Here is a 15,888-nt window from a genome sequence, read left to right on the forward strand (position 1 = left end):
TATAACTGAGGTTGGGCCATGTCGCGCGTCTGTGAACTCTCCGGTAAAGGGCCGATGTCTGGCAACAACGTCAGCCACGCCAACAACAAAACAAAGCGTCGGTTTTTGCCGAACTTGAACGACGTAACGCTCCAGTCCGAGACACTCGGTCGTGGCGTAAAGCTGCGCATCTCGGCGTCTGCCCTGCGCACCGTCGATCACCGTGGTGGCCTTGATGCCTACCTCGCGAAAGCTAAGGACGTTGAACTGTCCGACAAAGCGCTGAAAATCAAAAAAGAGATCGCAAAAGCCTCTGCCTAAGAGAGCCTGCGATTGATGCAAGAGCCTCGGGGTTGCCCGGGGCTTTTTGCGTTTTTTGGTGGGGCGTGTTGCCCCAAGCTGCCCGGTATAGGGAAGATGTCAGCACGACGGCTCTAGCCGCAGCGTCGTTCGGCAAGGGACGCAAAGTCCCGCCAACGCTGCCAGAGCCGCTCATCACTTGTACGGTTTGATTGTCGGGTGTCTTGGGCCAGTTGCGGGTCCGCGAAGAACTGCGCCGTGCGCCGCTGTTCGTTGCGCCGCAATGACGCGTCAGCCACCCCTTGAATGCATGCACACAAGGCGCGACTGGCCGCTGCGCGATCAGATTGAAGACAGGCGCGTTCAATAGGGCCTGCATACGTGAGAGAGGGGAGGACCGCTACACAAGCGGCGAGCATCCAAGATTTCATCATAGCCTCATACCGCATCGCTCCATTCATTGGGGCATACGCAGAAATGATGTCAGAAACCTTAATTCGGCTCAACATCTGCGGTGCAAACGGATCTGCACCGCAGGCGTGTCGTTTTCTACGCGGCGTCTATGCGGCGGATTTGCTGCGACCGCCACCGGAGGGGCGTTTATTGCGACGTGGACCGCCAGGCTTGCCCTGTGGTTTGGGTTTGCCAGCCTTGGGTGCGCCACCCTTGGCCGGGCCGCGCCCTTGACCACCGGGGCCACCACGGCGTCCGCCACCACTGCGACCCGAAGGCTTAGTGGCATCCCCATGCGACGGTTCCCAGCGACGGCCAGAGGCCACGGGGATGTCTAGCTTGATGACCTTCTCGATGTCTTTCAGGCAGCCGATCTCATCAGGGGCACAAAATGCAATAGCCGCCCCATCACGCCCAGCTCGTGCTGTACGACCGATGCGGTGAACATAGTTTTCGGCCACGTTGGGCAGATCGAAGTTGTAAACGTGGCGCACGCCGGGAATGTCGAGACCACGAGCCGCCACATCAGTGGCCACCATGATCATGGCTTCTTCAGCCTTGAAGGCCTCAAGCGCGCGGGTACGTTGGCCTTGGGATTTGTTGCCGTGCACCGAAACAGCCGTAAAGCCCGCGTTCACGAGGCTTTTCATCAGCTTCTCCGCACCATGCTTGGTGCGGGAAAACACGAGCGCGAGTTCCTTGCGGTGCTCACCCAACAACTCAATCAGGAGTTTGGATTTTTCAGCCTGCGCGATGAAGTGAATTTTCTGCGTCACCTTGTCGGCGGTTTTGCCAGGGGGCGAAACCTGTACGCGGACAGGGTTGGTCAGGTACTTGCCAGCAATTTCTTCCATCTGCTTGGGCATTGTGGCCGAAAACAGCATGGTCTGACGTTGCGCGGGCAGCAGAGACGCGATTTTGCGAAGTGCGTGGATAAAGCCGAGGTCCAGCATTTGGTCCGCTTCGTCCAGCACGAGGAACTGGGTTTCATCCAAGCGCATCGCCTTGCGATCCAGCAGATCGAGCAGGCGACCGGGGGTCGCGACCAACAGGTCGGCACCGCGCTCTAGGCGTTTGACCTGCGGCCCAAGGCCGACGCCGCCCACAACTAGCTGTACTTTCAGGTGTGAACCTTCGGTGTAGGCGCGCAGGTTGTCGGTGATCTGCTTGGCCAGTTCGCGCGTTGGCGCAAGGATCAAACCGCGCACAGTTTTCGCCTCTGGCTTAGTGCCCGCGGTCAAAAGCGCGTGGATCATAGGCAGGCCAAAGGCCGCCGTCTTGCCGGTGCCTGTCTGCGCAAGGCCCATTACATCCTTGCCGTTCATGGCATGGGGAATGGCTTGGGTCTGAATGGGGGTTGGCTGTGTAAGGCCTTGATCAGCCAGCGCACGTGTGAGGCGGGGCGCAAGGCCCAGCATGTCGAAATCCATCAACGGTATCCTTAGATGTCGGACGTCTTCTCCGACACCGAGCGCCACATGGCACTCTCGGGAGACGTGATTGAGTGGCCCTAATGCGGCAGCGCAGCGATTATGTCAACAGATACTGGACCGCGTACAGGGTCACGATCCCGCTGACGATGGCTCCGATAACGTTCTTGGTGAGGATGCCAACCGCAAGTGCAGCCCCCGCCGCGCTAAGCCGCGCAGGGTCGGGTTGGCCCCCGGTTGCGGCGGGCCACAAGACCAAAGGCGCAATCAACCCGGGCATCACCGCAACGGCTGTATATCGCAGGTGCCGTAGCAGCCATGCAGGCATCTCGCGGTCGCCAACAAGTCCAATGAAAACAAATCGAAGCACGAACGTCCCCAAAGCGAGGCAGACGATGATGAGCCAGATGGTTGGGGTGGAATAATTCATTGCCGACGCTCCAGCCAAAGCTCAGACTGCGCGCCTGCAATCATTGCGAAAACGGCCGCGATAATCAGCCCGAGGTTGTAGGGCACCCAGACAAACGCCAGTGCGAGGGCCGCGGAAATGACGGCTGCAATGACGTGGGGTAAGGTGCGCAACGCGGGTGCGATAATCGCAAGGAATGTGATCGGAACCGCGAAGTCGAGGGCGTATTCTGGCGGGATCGCCATGCCCAGAACCGCCCCCGCATAGGTTGCGATATACCACATTGGGGCGACGGTGCTGATGCTTCCGACGAAAAAGGCGACCTTTTCCGGGATGGTCAGATTGGGCCTGCTTTCGTATTCGTTGATTGAACAGGCGTAGCTTTGATCCACGCACAGATAGGCGATAAAGGCCCGTTGCCACAGCGGGGCTGCCCCCAAATGCTGGGCCAGCGACGCCGAATACATCGCCATGCGCAGGTTCACGGCCAACGCCGATATGATCACGATTATGGTTGGGGCCTGTTCGGTCATCAACTGAACGGCGGTGAACTGCGCGGCCCCCGCGATCACAAGGACCGAGAACGCCATGACCTCTAACAGGGGTAGCCCGGCTTCGGTCCCAACAACGCCAAAAAGCGCCCCAAATGGGACGATAACCAACAGAAATGGCGCGCCCGCGCGAAAGCCGCGCCAGTATGCTGTTTTCGGGTTGGAAATTGCCATGAAACGCCCCAAAGTTGTGCCTCAGTCGGCGCAGTTGCGTCCGGTGTACGCACCCACCTTCGGAGAAACAAGCGCATGATTATTGCCCCCGATCCTTCTTTGCCGCGGCTCACGCGGGCCGTCGTTGGGCGTGATCAGACCGGGGCTGAGGTTGATCTGCGCGTGGTCGAAGAACGCCCCCTGACGATTTACCTCAATAGCCGCGAAATCGTGACCTCGATGACGATTGGGGATTATCCCGAATACTTGGGGCTTGGGTTTTTGGTGAACCAAGGGATGGTTGGCCCGGATGATGTTGTGACGGGCGTTGACTACGACGAAGAGCTCGAGGTTGTCGTTGTGCGCACTGAGGTTGAGACGAACCATGAAGCCAAACTGGCCCGCGCCACCCGCACAAGCGGTTGCGCTGTGGGCACCGTTTTTGGTGACATGATGGAGGGGTTAGAGGGGCTGGAGCTGCCCGCCACACAGGTGCGGACCTCGGACCTGTATTCTCTGTCAAAGGCGATCAATCAGATGCCCTCACTCTACCTAGATGCGGGAGCGATCCATGGCACGGTTCTATGCCAAGGTGACCAACCCTTGGTCTATATGGAGGACGTTGGCCGCCACAATGCGGTGGATAAAGTCGCGGGTTGGATGAGGTCCACAGGAACGCCTGCGGGTGACAAGACGCTCTATACGACCGGGCGCCTTACGTCCGAGATGGTGATCAAATGCGCATTGATGGGCATCCCGGCGCTTGTGTCCCGGTCGGGCTTTACCGCTTGGGGTGTTGAAATCGCCCAAGAGATTGGTCTGACGGTTGTGGGGCGTTTACGTGGGCAGCGATTTGTGTGCCTTAGCGGGGCGGAGCGGTTGGTATACGACGCTGATCTCAGCGCGGTTTCGGACGAAAGCAGCAAGCATCGCCGCAAGGGAGCACAGGCATGATCCAACCTCATGGGGTGATCCTTGCGGGTGGTTTGGCCACACGTATGGGCGGCGGTGACAAAGGTCGCCTCCGCGTCGGTGGGCGCAGTTTGTTTGCGCGTGTCATTGATCGGCTAGAGCCGCAGGTTGACCGTATGGCTCTGAATGCCAATGGCGACGCGACCCGGTTTACTGATCTGGGCTTGCCGGTGCTGCCCGACAGTGTGGATGGTTTCGCGGGTCCCCTCGCGGGTGTTTTGGCTGGGCTGGAATGGGCCGCCGAAACCGGCGCGCCGCATATCGTGACGGCTGCTGCTGATACGCCATTTTTCCCCGCTGATCTGGTGCCGCGTCTATTGCTGGCTGCGGGTCCCGAGGGTGTGGCTCTTGCCGCGACCCGGGATGAGGATGGCAAGCTGTGGCACCAACCGACGTTTGGGCTGTGGCCCACTGCGTTGCGCCATGACCTGCGTGCAGCCCTCGAAGGTGGGCTCCGCAAAGTGCTGCACTGGACCGACCGCCACGGCGCTGGCATGGCTGAGTTTCCGGTCACAGGGCTTGATCCGTTTTTCAACATCAACACGCCAGATGACCTTGCGACGGCTGAGGCCGCCCTATGAAGCACTATGGCATTACGGGCTGGAAAAACTGCGGCAAGACCGGGTTGATGGAGCGATTGGTCACCCATTTCACGGGCCAAGGTCTGCGCGTGTCGACGATTAAGCATACGCACCATGCGGTCGACCTTGAGGTCGCGGGCACCGACACGCATCGTCACCGTGTGGCCGGGGCGGATCAGGTGATGCTGGCCTCTGCCAGTCGTTCCGCGCTGCTGACCGAACATCGCGACGCGCCTGAGCCCGAATTGCGTGATCTCTTGGCGCAGATGGCACCCGTTGATTTGGTGCTGGTTGAAGGGTTCAAATCCAGTGATCATCCCAAGGTTGAGGCGCACCGCGCCGCAGCGGGCACATCCGCACTGTTGGCCGAGACCAACACGACCATTCGGGCCGTGGCCAGCGACAGCAACCCTAGCGCGTCCGTGCCAGTGTTTGACCTCGATGATACGGCGGCCATCGCGGCGTTCATTGCACAGGATCTGGGCCTTTGACCTATGATCTGGTGATCGCGGTTGATTGGTCCGCACGGGCCAAGCCGGGGCCAAAGGCTCCGACCAAAGACAGTATCTTTATCTGTGCCGGACGGCCCGGTGAAATCACGCACCCCGTTTATTGTCGCACCCGCATGGACGCGATGGCACATATTCATACCCTTCTGGATGCCGCCCTCGCAGCAAAGGAACGGGTGTTTTTGGGCTTTGATTTCGCCTTTGGTTATCCCGATGGTTTTGCCGAAACGCTGACCGGCCAGCGCGGCGCGCTTGCCGTGTGGGATTGGCTTGCAGCGCGCGTGTCGGATGCGCCTGACAATGCCAACAACCGATTTGAGGTCGCCGCCGAAATGAACCGCGCCTGTTCTGGTGTTGGTCCCTTTTGGGGGTGCCCTGCGCAGGTTGAGCTGCCGGACCTACCGGCCAAAGGCACGGCGCGGCACGGGCATGGCATGGCCGAACGCCGCCGGGTTGAGGCCAACATCCGCAGCGCGCAGCCCGCGTGGAAGCTGTTCACCACGGGGTCGGTCGGCTCTCAAAGCTTGTTGGGGCTGCCGCGACTTGCAGCACTCCGGGCGCGGTACGGTGATGACCTATCGGTTTGGCCCCTGCAAAGCGGGTGGCAGGCACCCGAGGCCGCAATCACTGTGGCTGAGATCTATCCGTCGATGCTGGCCCCAAGCGATCCCGGGGCGTTGGATTTGGAATACCCCGGCGCGGGCTATGACATCCTCGATGCCGCGCAGGTCCGTTGGGTGGTTGAGGCGATCCTGACAGCCCAAGCAAATGGTACGCTTGAGGGATGGTTCCATGGTGAGGGCGATCCCGCCGAGGAGGGGTGGATTTTTGGGGCAAATGCCGCGCGTGCGCCGGTGGCGCCGCCCCTCAAGAACGATTGTTTTGCCCTGCCGCCCGGCGTGCATTGGACCCCCGTGGACGAGGCGTTGGACCACCTGCGCGATGGATTAAGCCGAGTTGTAGCCGCGGAGGTCGTGGAGCTTGAGCACAGCCTTGGTCGTGTTCTGGCACAAGATATTGTCGCCCTGCGAGACAACCCACCGACCGCGAATGCGGCCGTTGATGGCTACGGCTTTGCCCATGCCTCGGGCGCGCTGCGGATGCCGCTGTTGGATGGGCGTACGGCGGCTGGTGTGCCCTATGACGGGATCGTACCCCCCGGGCATGCGGTGCGCGTTCTGACGGGTGCACCCGTGCCTGCGGGCGTGGATACGATCGTGATGCAAGAGGACGTCGCGCTGGATGCGGGTGCCTTGCACCTGTCCGCGTTGCCAAAGCCCGGCGCAAATACCCGCCGCGCGGGTGAGGACCAAAAAGCCGGCGCGCCGATTTTCGATGCGGGTCACGTTGTCCGCGCACCGGATTTGGCGACGCTATCGGCGCTTGGCCACGGCAGTGTTCCGGTGTGGCGGCGCCTGCGTGTGGGTGTGCTGTCTACGGGCGATGAGCTGGCTGCCCCCGGCGCGGCCGTGGCACCTGCGCAGATTTATGATGCGAACGGCCCTATGCTGCGTGGTTTGATCGCGGGTTGGGGGATGGAGGCTGTCCATTTGGGCCGTGCCCCTGATGATCGCGATGCCTTGCGCGCGCTATTGAATGATGCGGCCAGTCGGTGCGACGCGATCCTGACGTCTGGCGGTGCCTCGGGCGGGGATGAGGATCATATGTCCGCACTCCTGACGGCTGAGGGGCAGCACACTCTATGGCGCATTGCGGTAAAACCGGGGCGTCCGCTTGCGCTGGGCCTGTGGCAGGGCGTGCCGCTATTTGGTTTGCCCGGCAACCCGGTTGCGGCTTTTGTCACGGCGGCCATCTTTGCCCGCCCCGCGCTGGCAGTGCTTGCAGGCGCGGGTTGGCGCACACCACGACCCACGTGGCTGCCCGCACAATTTGCCAAGGGCAAAAAAGCGGGACGTCGTGAATTTTTGCGCGCGAAAATCACGCCCCAAGGGGTTGAGGCCTACTCATCCGAAGGATCGGGCCGGGTGTCGGGGCTGTCTTGGGCGGATGCGTTGATCGACCTGCCGTCGGACGCGCTAGAAATCCAGCGCGGCGACATGGTGCGAGTGCTGCCCTACGACGCGCTTTTGCGGCTATAGCAAACCGCGCCGCTGGATTTCACATTCCAGCAGGCGTTTTTCGGTGATCTCGCTGTCTAACGGCGCGAATGTGACGGCCTGCATTCTGGAATACAGGTGCAGGATTTCTGCATCGCCCTTGCCGGTTTCCAGCGCGTTGAGCGCGCTGCGCACATTGATAGCATCGGTGTCAATGCCGTTGGCGCGTGCTGCGGTCACCCGCGCGTTTTCATTCATTTGTACCGCTTCAAGGCCACCTTTACAAAGGTTGCCCACAAAGGTCTTGCGGATGATCGATCCGTTTAGGTCCGCCTCGGTGGTTACAGCCAGACCATCTACACCGGTACTGACGGTTGAAACCACTGCGATACCCGTCCCGACCAGGGCAGCGGTAAGCACCACCCAGTCCAGCGTCAGCGCGCCGGCATCGTCATTTAGGAAGTCGCGAAAAAACATAATAAGCCACTCGTTAAGGTTAATGTCCTTTCAACATAGCGGCTGAGGTTGGCAAAATTTGGGCACTTTGGCCGGTATTTGCGAATTATATCGGGATCATTAGGTCCTGAATGAGCAACAAAGCGCAGTTTCTGCACCCATTATGTCATTAATTTGCCAGTTCGCGCGCTGGGCCTCTAATTGTTCATTTACCTTAAAATTAGGTTAACGGGCGCCCCCAAAACGCGCCCGTTGACGGTGTCAGCCCCTTACAGGTTGTCGGGGTGCGGCATGCCCATCACGTGATAGCCGCCATCAATATGCACGACCTCACCCGTGGTGCAGGCCCCCATCTCAGATGCGAGGTACACGGCTGTGCCGCCCACAGCCTCAAGCGTCGCGTTAGAACGGAGCGGCGCGTTTTGTTCGGTATGCCGATAGGTTTTGCGCGCGCCACCGATGGCCGCCCCCGCAAGGGTTTTCATCGGGCCGGGCGACAGGGCGTTCACGCGGATCCCGTCGGGGCCCAGATCAGCGGCAAGATAGCGAACCGATGCCTCAAGCGCCGCCTTGGCCACGCCCATCACGTTGTAGAACGGTGTGACGCGTTGCGAGCCATCAAAGGTCAGCGTGAGCAGCGTGCCGCCATTGGGCATCATTTCAGCAGCCCGGCGGGACACTTCGATGAACGAATAACAGGAAATATCGAGCGAATTTTTGAAATTCGACCGGCTGGTGTTGACGAAACGGCCCGTCAGTTCCGACTTGTCCGAGAACGCGATGGCATGGACAAGGAAATCGAGGCTGCCCCAGCGATCTTTGAGGGTGTCAAAGGCGGCGTCGAGTGACGCATCATCGGTGACGTCCGCATCCACAAGGATGTCTGAGCCCAATGACGCGGCAAGCGGTGCGACCCGTTTGCCAAAGCCTTCGCCTTGGTACGTGAACGCCAGCTCGGCGCCTTGCTCTGCCATGGCCTTGGCGATGCCCCACGCAATGGAGCGCTCGTTCGCGACCCCCATGATCAGGCCTTTTTTGCCGTCCATCAGTCCCATGGTGTCTCCTTTTTCACTATTTAGAGTGAGCGGTAGGGGACGGGCGCGGGGCGGTCAAGCTTTGGGCGGCATTTGAAGGGCGGGCACGCTGATAGGCCGCGCCCAAGCCGGGCACGGCACTTGGAAGTTAGCGGAGCGCTTAGTCGCGATGCTTGGAGATGATGACCGTGCCGTTGGTGCCGCCAAAGCCGAACGAGTTCGACAAGATCGAGTCGATCTCAGCGTTTTCCTTCAGCTCGGTGTTGATCTCGGCAGGGGCGAGGTTTTCGTCCAGATCGTTGACGTTGATCGAGGGCGCGATGAAGCCCTTGTTCATCATGATCATGGAATAGATCGCTTCCTGCACGCCGGTCGCGCCGAGGCTGTGACCTGTCATGGATTTGGTCGAGCCGACCGGGGGCGTGTTGCCCTCACCCCAGATGTTGCGGCAAGCCACGATTTCTTTGATGTCGCCCACAGGGGTCGAGGTGCCGTGGGCATTGATGTACCCGATGGAGCGGTCCTCAGGCAGTGTGCTCAGCGCCAAACGCATCGCACGTTCCCCGCCTTCACCGGAGGGGGCAACCATATCATGGCCGTCGGATGTTGCGCCGTAGCCAGTAACTTCGCCGTAGATTTTGGCGCCACGGGCAATCGCGCGTTCGCGTTCCTCTAGGACCACAACACCGGCGCCGCCGGCGATGACAAAGCCGTCGCGGGTGCTGTCATAGGGGCGGGACGCGGTTTCGGGGGCGTCGTTGTATTTGGACGACATGGCGCCCATTGCGTCGAACAGGCACGAGAGGGTCCAATCGACTTCCTCACCGCCGCCGGCAAACACGATATCTTGCTTGCCGAATTGGATTTGCTCCGTCGCGTTGCCCATGCAGTGCAGCGATGTGGTGCAGGCGGATGTGATCGAATAGTTCACGCCCTTGATCTTGAACGGCGTCGCAAGACACGCCGAGTTCGTGGACGACATACAGCGCGTGACCATGAAGGGGCCCATGCGCTTGGGGCTGCCCTTGTTGATCACGGTGTCAAAGGCGGTAAAGAAATTTGAGGTCGATGGCCCACCGGACCCCATCACAAGGCCTGTGCGCTCGTTCGAGACTTCGTTTTCCGCCAAGCCGCTGTCTGCAATCGCGCGTTCCATCGCGATGTAGTTGTAGGCTGCACCCGGCCCCATGAACCGCAGCTGCCGTTTGTCGATGTTTTCGGCCAGATCGATGTCCGGCACGCCGTGGACTTGGCTGCGGAACCCATGCTCGGCATAGGATTCTGAGAATGTGATACCGGACTTGCCTGCGCGCAGGCTCGCTTCGACCTCATCGGGCGTATTGCCGATGGGGGACACGATGCCAATACCTGTGACAACAACTCTACGCATGGGGTTCTCCTCGATCCGGTCGCATTTGTGTTTAGGCGAGGGGTCGTGGAGGAGCAAGGCCCGGGTGATCTAAAGGTTGGTGTGCGGAACGCAGAATCAAGTCACCCGCGGGCTTGCGGGTGACTGAAAGGATACGAATTATCGGTGATGCCGCAGGCGCGTTAAGTCTCGCTCAGCGCGACTTTCATGTCTTTGACCTGATAGATCACTTCGCCGTCGGCCTCGACGATGCCGTCAGCTACGCCCATGGTCAGGCGGCGCGTTTGGATCGCTTTGGTGAAATGCACGTGGTATTTCAGCATCTTGCGGTCAGGGCGCACCATACCCGTCAGTTTGACCTCACCCACGCCAAGCGCATAGCCGCGTCCCTGCCAGCCGCGCCAGCCAAGGTTGAAACCGGTCAGCTGCCACAGCCCATCCAGACCCAAACAGCCGGGCATGATTGGATTGCCGGGAAAGTGGCAATCAAAGAACCAAAGGTCGGGTGTGATGTCGAATTCTGCGATCACGTGGCCCTTGCCGTGCGGTCCGCCGTCACCCGAAATCTCGGTGATCCGGTCCATCATCAGCATGGGCGGAGCGGGCAACTGGGCATTGCCAGGGCCAAACAGCTCTCCGCGTGAGCATTGCAGGAGGGCTTCCTTGTCGAAAGAACTGGGGAAATCGGCCATGGTCAATCCTTCGAATGTGTCGCGATTAACCGGGCTTAGCATTCAAGGTTTGGGGTCCGCAAGGGCGCGTGCTACTCCCCGTTGTGTGCGTCAGTGCGCCCGGCACAGGCCCATTGAAAATTGGTCGCAACTCGCACTATATTAAGATCATGGAGAAAACGGACATCAAAATGGCCCCTGAGGCGCTGACACGCGGAGCAGATTGGCTTTCGGGCGCGGGGCTGCGACCAACGCGCCAGCGCGTGCTTTTGGCTGGTATTCTGGTGGGTGACGGGGCGGATCGCCATGTCACTGCCGAATGGCTGCACGATGCGGCGGGCCGTGTGGGTGATAAGGTCTCGCTCGCGACGGTTTATAATACGCTGCGGGCTTTCTCTGATGCCGGGTTGGTGCAGGAAATCACTGTTGATGGCACGGGCTCCTACTTCGACACACGCACCGAAGATCACCCGCATTTCTACTGGGAGGGGAGCAATTCCCTCACGGATGCCAGTGCGGATGAATTGCAAATCGCGCGCCTGCCATCGCCCCCCGAAGGGATGGAGATCGCCAAGGTCGATGTTGTCATTCGGCTGCGCCCCAAAGCGAACTAGCCGCTTGGGGTCATGTAGGCGATTTGCGCGCCGAACGGATCCTTTAGAATTGTCATGCGTCCGACACCCTGCACCTCAAAGGGTGGCTGTATGATTGTCGCACCGGCGGCTTCTGCCTCGGCTGCCGTGGCATCCACGTCCTGCACCCCGATATAGCTGAGCCAATAGGGTTCAACGTCCTCCATCCCCTCAGGCATGCCCATGATGCCGGCCACCATCGTGTCGCCTATCCGCGCGACGTGGTAGGGGCCCGTGCCCATATCAACCTCTTCAACGGTCCAGCCCGCGGTTCGGTTGTAATACGCGGCTGCGGCGTGGGGGTCCGAGGTCATCAATTCGGTCCAAAGGATCGTTCCGGGAATAAATGTCATGGCAATCTCCTAATGTGATGGGAATGTATCACATCTCGTGGCTTGAGTGTGGGCTTTGCGCGATGCAATGTGTGCACCTTGAGGGAGCACACGATATGCCAATCACAACTTGCATCTTTGATGCCTACGGAACTCTGTTCGACGTGGCATCCGCCGCGCGCGAGGCTGCAGCCGAACCCGAATTCGCCATGATTGCGGAGACGTGGCCAACCATTGCCAACGACTGGCGGCTGAAGCAGCTGCAATACACGTGGTTGCGGGCCATCACGGGTGAGCACACAGATTTCTGGGAAGTCACCGGCAACGGTTTGGACTGGGCGCTAGAGCGCTCCGGCCTTGCGGGTGAGGCCGCGTTGCGCGAACGCCTCATGGCGCTCTACTGGGAGTTGTCTGCCTATCCAGAGGTGCCCGGTATGTTGGATACGTTGACATCAGCGGGCTTCAAAACGGGCATCCTGTCCAACGGCTCGCCCGAGATGCTGGCCGGTGCGGTCAAATCCGCCGGGATTGCGCGGCACTTGGACCACGTGCTGAGCGTAGAAAGCGTCGGCATCTTCAAGCCCGCGCAGGCGGTGTACGACATGGTCGGCACAGCATTCGATTGCGCCCCAAACGAGGTCTTGTTTGTGTCGTCCAACGGCTGGGACGTGGCGGGGGCAACCGGCTATGGGTTCAACACCGTTTGGGTGAACCGCGCCGCCGAACCTGTGGACCGCCTACCGCATCGGCCCGCCCATGTGTTGGACGATCTGACCCCCATCCCTGATCTTGCAAGGACGTTCTAAGCATATGCCCGAATTCACAACATCCGATGGCTTGACCTTGCACTACACAGATGAGGGGGCCGGTACGCCGATCCTTTGTTTGGCTGGGCTGACGCGCAACGGCACCGATTTTGACTACGTTGCTCCCTATCTGGATGGGGCACGCTTGATCCGTCTGGACTATCGCGGGCGGGGCAAAAGCGGCTGGGCCAAGGATTGGAGCACGTATTCCATCCCGGTTGAAGCGCGCGATGTGCTGGAGCTTTTGGATGAGCTGGCCTTGGATGAGGTGGCGATTTTGGGCACCTCGCGGGGCGGTTTAATTGCCATGGCGTTGGCCGCGACCGTGCCGGACAAATTGTTGGGTGTTTGCCTGAACGACATCGGCCCTGAAATTGCGGAAAGCGGGATGGAGGACATTCGCGACTACCTCGGCATCCCGCCCACAGCCAAAACGTATGAGGATGCAGTTAAGGTCCGCGCCAGTCTTCTGCCCGGGTTCGACGATGTCCCCGAGGAGCGTTGGCGCGAGGAGGTCGAGAAGCACTATGTCGAGACCGAGGAGGGGCTTGGCCTGAACTACGATCCAAGCCTGCGCGACGCGATCCTTGAGGCAGGCGCGCAACCCATTCCCGACCTTTGGCCGCTGTTTGACGCGCTGACGCCTTTGCCCTGCTGCCTGATCCGTGGGGCTAATTCGAACTTGCTCACGGCCGAAACGGCCGCCGAAATGCAAGCGCGCAACCCCGACATGATCTATGCCGAAGTGCCCAAGCGCGGCCATGTGCCCTTTTTAGATGAAGCCGAAGCGCTGGATGCTCTGAACGAATGGATGATGCTGCTATGAGCGATTTGACCATGATCTGCGCCGCAGCGGAGCGGCTGAAGGGCCATGCCCGCGTCACGCCTTTGTTGAACTCGGCCTTCCTGGATGAGATCGCTGGCCGGCGTGTGTTCGTAAAGGTCGAGGCCTTGCAGCACACTGGTAGCTTCAAGTTCCGCGGCGCATGGTCGGCGGTTTCGGCCCTGTCGGAGGCCGAGCGTTCCAAGGGGATTTTGGCCTTTTCATCGGGGAACCACGCGCAGGGTGTCGCTATGGCGGCGCGCAGTCATGGGGTGCCTTGCGTCATCATTATGCCTGCCGACGCTCCTCGTGTGAAAATTGAAAACACCCGTGCGCTGGGCGCTGAGGTGGTGCTGTATGATCGGGACACTGAGGACCGGGACTCCATTGGCGCGTGCCTCACGGTTGAGCGTGGCATGACCCTCGTGAAACCGTTTGATGAGCCGTTGGTGATCGCTGGTCAAGGCACCTGCGGGCTAGAGATCGCGGCCCAAGCGGCTGATCTGGGTGTCACCCCGCAAGAGGTGTTGGTGTGTTGCGGTGGCGGTGGGCTGACCTCTGGCATCGCGTTGGCGCTTGAGGCGGAGATGCCCGGTGTAACCGTTCGTCCCGTGGAACCTGAGTTTTTCGATGACGTCACCCGCAGCCTTGCGACGGGCACGATCCAGCGCAATGCGCGCAGCTCTGGCTCTTTGTGTGACGCGATCATCACGCCGCAACCCGGTGATATTACATTTCCAATCCTGCAACGCTTGTGCGGCCCCGGCATCGTTGTGCCCGAGGATGATTGCCTGCGGGCAATGGCACTCGCGTGGGACCGGCTCAAGGTGGTGCTGGAACCCGGCGGGGCAATCGCGCTTGCGGCCGCTTTGTTCCACAGCGAAGGCACGTCTGATATCGTGGCCGTTGCCTCCGGTGGTAACGTGGACCGAGACGTGTTTGTGAACGCGCTAGAGAGGTTTGGCTAGCGTGCGCCTGCCGGGCCGCTGACCCGTAGGCCCATCGCATAAATCGCCCCCGCAACCGCCATCAAAACCGCGGCGGCCATAAACGGCGCACCGGGCAAAAAGACGGGCGTTGTGGGGGCGGTGAACTGCCAAAACACTTGGGTAAAGACCAAGGGTGCCACGATCATCCCGATCGCATTGATCGAAGACATCACCCCCTGCAATTCGCCCTGCTGGTTGTCAGCGGCCCGTTGCGACATCACCGATTGCAGGGCAGGTGCCACAACCGCGCCAAGGGCAGATAGCGGCGTCAGCGCAAGCAGGAGCCAGCCGCTGCCGATGAACGTGATGACCGACAGCATCACAGCGTTGTACCAAAGGAACACGTAGACCGTGCGCATTTCCCCCAAACGGGCGATGATCACACGGATCAATCCGCCTTGGACCAGCGCCATTGATATGCCGTAGCAGGCCAGCGAAATGCCCACCATGCGCGGCCCCCAATCAAACGCGGCGCTGGTGTAATAAGCCCAGACAGCTGGGTAGACCATGTTCGCAATCTGGTAGAAAAAATAGCACGCAAGCAAGATCCCCACACCGGGAATAGCGGTTACATATTTCAGCGCGCCAAAGGGGTTTGCACGTTTGATCTGAAACGGGCGGCGGGTACGATCCGTGACGGTTTCAGGCAGGATCAACAGCCCATAGAGAAAGTTCGCACCCGCGAGGATTGCGGCGGCGACGAACGGCGCGCGGGGTCCTAATTCTGCTAACAGCCCGCCAAGAACGGGGCCAAGGATAAATCCGATCCCGAAACAGGCCGAGATCAGACCAAAGTTCGCGCTTTTCTTTTCAGGGGCTGAGATGTCGGCCATGTAGGCAATCGCAGTTGCGTGGGTGGCAGCGGCGATCCCGCCAATGATCCGCCCAATGAGCAGCCAGCCCAACGTGCCCGCCAGTGCCATGATGACATAGTCCAAACACAGCACCGCCGTTGAGATTAGTAGTACCGGGCGCCGTCCAAACCTGTCCGAGAGTGACCCAATTGTAGGCGAAAACAGGAACTGCATCACGGCATAAACAGCCGACAAAACGCCTCCCCAAAGGGCGGCCTTGGCGACATCTGATGCGCCAACCTCCATCAGCAGATCTGGCATGACCGGTAGGATCAGGCCGATCCCCATGGCGTCTAAAACAACCGTTACAAGGATGAAGTATACAGGGGCCTTCGCGGATGCGGCGGGTTTGGTCATGATCGAATATTGCCCCTGTCGCGGGCATGTGCGTTCCGCGTGTTTCGGCTGATGTGTCAATGCAGCCTTACACCTCAACAGCGGTTTCACGCAAGTGCCGGGTATGGCGGAAAAAGTTGGCCAATTAGACCCTCAGGCGTCGCTAAAGGACAATCGAGCGGATAGGGACGT

18 protein-coding genes are annotated in these 15,888 nt (G+C 60.2%); 9 read left to right on the plus strand and 9 right to left on the minus strand.

Going from position 1 to position 15,888, the window contains the following annotated elements:
• Window positions 1-18: 18 nt before the first annotated feature.
• Entirely contained in the window at window positions 19-300 is a 282-nt protein-coding gene (gene rpmB / locus PM04_RS04505; RefSeq protein WP_038004153.1) for a 50S ribosomal protein L28, read from the plus strand.
• 539 nt (window positions 301-839) lie between these two features.
• Here rpmB and PM04_RS04515 read toward each other — a convergent pair.
• The 3 genes from PM04_RS04515 to PM04_RS04525 all read right to left on the minus strand — a co-directional run bounded on the left by PM04_RS04515 (window position 840) and on the right by PM04_RS04525 (window position 3,296).
• Window positions 840-2,162 carry a DEAD/DEAH box helicase gene (locus tag PM04_RS04515; RefSeq protein WP_038004155.1) on the minus strand — a complete coding sequence of 441 codons (1,323 nt, stop codon included), beginning with the start codon at window positions 2,160-2,162 and terminating at the stop codon, window positions 840-842.
• 100 nt (window positions 2,163-2,262) lie between these two features.
• Window positions 2,263-2,592, minus strand: a complete 330-nt coding sequence (locus tag PM04_RS04520; protein WP_038004156.1) for an AzlD domain-containing protein — start codon at window positions 2,590-2,592, stop codon at window positions 2,263-2,265.
• The gene (locus PM04_RS04525) at window positions 2,589-3,296 is read right to left on the minus strand and encodes an AzlC family ABC transporter permease (RefSeq protein WP_038004157.1); all 708 of its coding nucleotides are present in this window, start codon (window positions 3,294-3,296) and stop codon (window positions 2,589-2,591) included. The genes PM04_RS04520 and PM04_RS04525 overlap by 4 nt, the downstream gene beginning before the upstream one ends.
• 75 nt (window positions 3,297-3,371) lie before the next feature.
• Between PM04_RS04525 and PM04_RS04530 the strand changes: the two genes are divergently transcribed.
• Genes PM04_RS04530 through PM04_RS04545 form a run of 4 tightly spaced genes read left to right on the plus strand, consistent with a single transcriptional unit; the run spans window position 3,372 to window position 7,436 of the window.
• Window positions 3,372-4,229: a formate dehydrogenase accessory sulfurtransferase FdhD gene (locus tag PM04_RS04530; protein WP_038004159.1), complete on the plus strand. Its 858-nt coding sequence runs from the start codon at window positions 3,372-3,374 to the stop codon at window positions 4,227-4,229.
• On the plus strand, window positions 4,226-4,828 hold the full coding sequence (gene mobA, locus PM04_RS04535) for a molybdenum cofactor guanylyltransferase MobA (protein ID WP_038004161.1): 603 nt from the start codon (window positions 4,226-4,228) through the stop codon (window positions 4,826-4,828). The genes PM04_RS04530 and mobA overlap by 4 nt, the downstream gene beginning before the upstream one ends.
• On the plus strand, window positions 4,825-5,319 hold the full coding sequence (gene mobB / locus PM04_RS04540) for a molybdopterin-guanine dinucleotide biosynthesis protein B (RefSeq protein WP_038004162.1): 495 nt from the start codon (window positions 4,825-4,827) through the stop codon (window positions 5,317-5,319). Before mobA ends, mobB begins: the two co-directional genes overlap by 4 nt.
• On the plus strand, window positions 5,316-7,436 hold the full coding sequence (locus PM04_RS04545) for a molybdopterin-binding protein (protein ID WP_038004163.1): 2,121 nt from the start codon (window positions 5,316-5,318) through the stop codon (window positions 7,434-7,436). Before mobB ends, PM04_RS04545 begins: the two co-directional genes overlap by 4 nt.
• On the opposite strand, the gene PM04_RS18060 is transcribed toward PM04_RS04545, so the two are convergent.
• The 4 genes from PM04_RS18060 to fabA form a co-directional block, all read right to left on the minus strand.
• Window positions 7,431-7,871, minus strand: coding sequence for a hypothetical protein (locus PM04_RS18060; protein WP_038004165.1), 441 nt, complete (start codon window positions 7,869-7,871; stop codon window positions 7,431-7,433). The two genes, PM04_RS04545 and PM04_RS18060, sit on opposite strands and share 6 nt — an antisense overlap.
• 248 nt (window positions 7,872-8,119) lie before the next feature.
• Window positions 8,120-8,905, minus strand: coding sequence for an enoyl-ACP reductase (locus PM04_RS04555; protein WP_038004167.1), 786 nt, complete (start codon window positions 8,903-8,905; stop codon window positions 8,120-8,122).
• 139 nt (window positions 8,906-9,044) lie between these two features.
• Window positions 9,045-10,274 carry a beta-ketoacyl-ACP synthase I gene (gene fabB / locus PM04_RS04560; RefSeq protein WP_038004168.1) on the minus strand — a complete coding sequence of 410 codons (1,230 nt, stop codon included), beginning with the start codon at window positions 10,272-10,274 and terminating at the stop codon, window positions 9,045-9,047.
• A 161-nt stretch (window positions 10,275-10,435) separates the two neighbouring features.
• Window positions 10,436-10,945, minus strand: coding sequence for a bifunctional 3-hydroxydecanoyl-ACP dehydratase/trans-2-decenoyl-ACP isomerase (gene fabA, locus PM04_RS04565; RefSeq protein WP_038004170.1), 510 nt, complete (start codon window positions 10,943-10,945; stop codon window positions 10,436-10,438).
• 149 nt (window positions 10,946-11,094) lie between these two features.
• Here fabA and irrA point away from each other — a divergent pair, with 149 nt between their 5' ends.
• A complete protein-coding gene (gene irrA, locus PM04_RS04570; RefSeq protein ID WP_304413022.1) occupies window positions 11,095-11,538 on the plus strand; it encodes an iron response transcriptional regulator IrrA in 444 nt (147 codons plus the stop codon).
• On the opposite strand, the gene PM04_RS04575 is transcribed toward irrA, so the two are convergent.
• The gene (locus PM04_RS04575) at window positions 11,535-11,909 is read right to left on the minus strand and encodes a VOC family protein (RefSeq protein ID WP_052068199.1); all 375 of its coding nucleotides are present in this window, start codon (window positions 11,907-11,909) and stop codon (window positions 11,535-11,537) included. The genes irrA and PM04_RS04575 overlap by 4 nt on opposite strands.
• Window positions 11,910-12,004: 95 nt before the next feature.
• Here PM04_RS04575 and PM04_RS04580 point away from each other — a divergent pair, with 95 nt between their 5' ends.
• Genes PM04_RS04580 through PM04_RS04590 form a run of 3 tightly spaced genes read left to right on the plus strand, consistent with a single transcriptional unit; the run spans window position 12,005 to window position 14,485 of the window.
• Complete coding sequence (locus PM04_RS04580; protein ID WP_038004171.1) at window positions 12,005-12,694, plus strand: haloacid dehalogenase type II; 690 nt, start codon at window positions 12,005-12,007, stop codon at window positions 12,692-12,694.
• A gap of 4 nt (window positions 12,695-12,698) precedes the next feature.
• A complete protein-coding gene (locus tag PM04_RS04585; RefSeq protein ID WP_038004172.1) occupies window positions 12,699-13,520 on the plus strand; it encodes an alpha/beta fold hydrolase in 822 nt (273 codons plus the stop codon).
• A complete protein-coding gene (locus tag PM04_RS04590; RefSeq protein ID WP_038004173.1) occupies window positions 13,517-14,485 on the plus strand; it encodes a threonine/serine dehydratase in 969 nt (322 codons plus the stop codon). The genes PM04_RS04585 and PM04_RS04590 overlap by 4 nt, the downstream gene beginning before the upstream one ends.
• Here the strand turns inward: PM04_RS04590 and PM04_RS04595 are convergent.
• A complete protein-coding gene (locus PM04_RS04595) occupies window positions 14,482-15,717 on the minus strand; it encodes a tetracycline resistance MFS efflux pump (RefSeq protein ID WP_038004175.1) in 1,236 nt (411 codons plus the stop codon). The genes PM04_RS04590 and PM04_RS04595 overlap by 4 nt on opposite strands.
• Between the last annotated feature and the right edge of the window lie 171 nt (window positions 15,718-15,888).

This window comes from Thalassobacter sp. 16PALIMAR09 (assembly GCF_000765485.1).
Taxonomy (GTDB): domain Bacteria; phylum Pseudomonadota; class Alphaproteobacteria; order Rhodobacterales; family Rhodobacteraceae; genus Thalassobacter; species Thalassobacter stenotrophicus.

Bases quoted from the DNA above. Each gene is read 5' to 3' on its own strand.
- PM04_RS04575 (WP_052068199.1), bottom strand. From the start codon at position 11,909: ATGACATTTATTCCCGGAACGATCCTTTGGACCGAATTGATGACCTCG.
- PM04_RS18060 (WP_038004165.1), bottom strand. From the start codon at position 7,871: ATGTTTTTTCGCGACTTCCTAAATGACGATGCCGGCGCGCTGACGCTG.
- PM04_RS04595 (WP_038004175.1), bottom strand. From the start codon at position 15,717: ATGACCAAACCCGCCGCATCCGCGAAGGCCCCTGTATACTTCATCCTT.
- mobB (WP_038004162.1), top strand. From the start codon at position 4,825: ATGAAGCACTATGGCATTACGGGCTGGAAAAACTGCGGCAAGACCGGG.
- PM04_RS04515 (WP_038004155.1), bottom strand. From the start codon at position 2,162: ATGGATTTCGACATGCTGGGCCTTGCGCCCCGCCTCACACGTGCGCTG.
- rpmB (WP_038004153.1), top strand. From the start codon at position 19: ATGTCGCGCGTCTGTGAACTCTCCGGTAAAGGGCCGATGTCTGGCAAC.
- PM04_RS04530 (WP_038004159.1), top strand. From the start codon at position 3,372: ATGATTATTGCCCCCGATCCTTCTTTGCCGCGGCTCACGCGGGCCGTC.
- PM04_RS04525 (WP_038004157.1), bottom strand. From the start codon at position 3,296: ATGGCAATTTCCAACCCGAAAACAGCATACTGGCGCGGCTTTCGCGCG.
- PM04_RS04580 (WP_038004171.1), top strand. From the start codon at position 12,005: ATGCCAATCACAACTTGCATCTTTGATGCCTACGGAACTCTGTTCGAC.
- irrA (WP_304413022.1), top strand. From the start codon at position 11,095: ATGGAGAAAACGGACATCAAAATGGCCCCTGAGGCGCTGACACGCGGA.
- PM04_RS04590 (WP_038004173.1), top strand. From the start codon at position 13,517: ATGAGCGATTTGACCATGATCTGCGCCGCAGCGGAGCGGCTGAAGGGC.
- fabB (WP_038004168.1), bottom strand. From the start codon at position 10,274: ATGCGTAGAGTTGTTGTCACAGGTATTGGCATCGTGTCCCCCATCGGC.
- PM04_RS04520 (WP_038004156.1), bottom strand. From the start codon at position 2,592: ATGAATTATTCCACCCCAACCATCTGGCTCATCATCGTCTGCCTCGCT.
- fabA (WP_038004170.1), bottom strand. From the start codon at position 10,945: ATGGCCGATTTCCCCAGTTCTTTCGACAAGGAAGCCCTCCTGCAATGC.
- PM04_RS04585 (WP_038004172.1), top strand. From the start codon at position 12,699: ATGCCCGAATTCACAACATCCGATGGCTTGACCTTGCACTACACAGAT.
- mobA (WP_038004161.1), top strand. From the start codon at position 4,226: ATGATCCAACCTCATGGGGTGATCCTTGCGGGTGGTTTGGCCACACGT.
- PM04_RS04555 (WP_038004167.1), bottom strand. From the start codon at position 8,905: ATGGGACTGATGGACGGCAAAAAAGGCCTGATCATGGGGGTCGCGAAC.